General features: G+C 56.2%; 1 pseudogene. It reads left to right on the top strand.

The window, feature by feature from the left end:
• Positions 1-125, top strand: a pseudogene (locus CKW40_RS42680) (transposase domain-containing protein); the annotation flags it as partial.
• Positions 126-242: the final 117 nt, after the last annotated feature.

Raw genomic sequence — 242 nt, 5'->3', positions numbered from 1 at the left:
CTGCAGTCATCTACGCCCTCATCGGCACCGCCAAGCTCAACAATGTCGATCCGCAAGCCTGGCTTACCGATGTGCTTCACCGCATTGCCGAGCACCCCGCCAATCGCCTCGACGAGTTGCTGCCGTGTTGGGGTGGACGGCTCCCAACAGCATCGCAATGTGCCAGAATGAGTTCGTTGAAAGCTCAATCGAGGGAGACCGTCCGTGGAAGAGATTATCAGAATTGGCATGGATACGTCAAA

The sequence above is a fragment of the Mesorhizobium carmichaelinearum genome (assembly GCF_900199455.1).
Taxonomy (GTDB): Bacteria; Pseudomonadota; Alphaproteobacteria; order Rhizobiales; family Rhizobiaceae; genus Mesorhizobium; species Mesorhizobium carmichaelinearum.
This window is presented reverse-complemented; position numbering and strand designations above follow the sequence as displayed.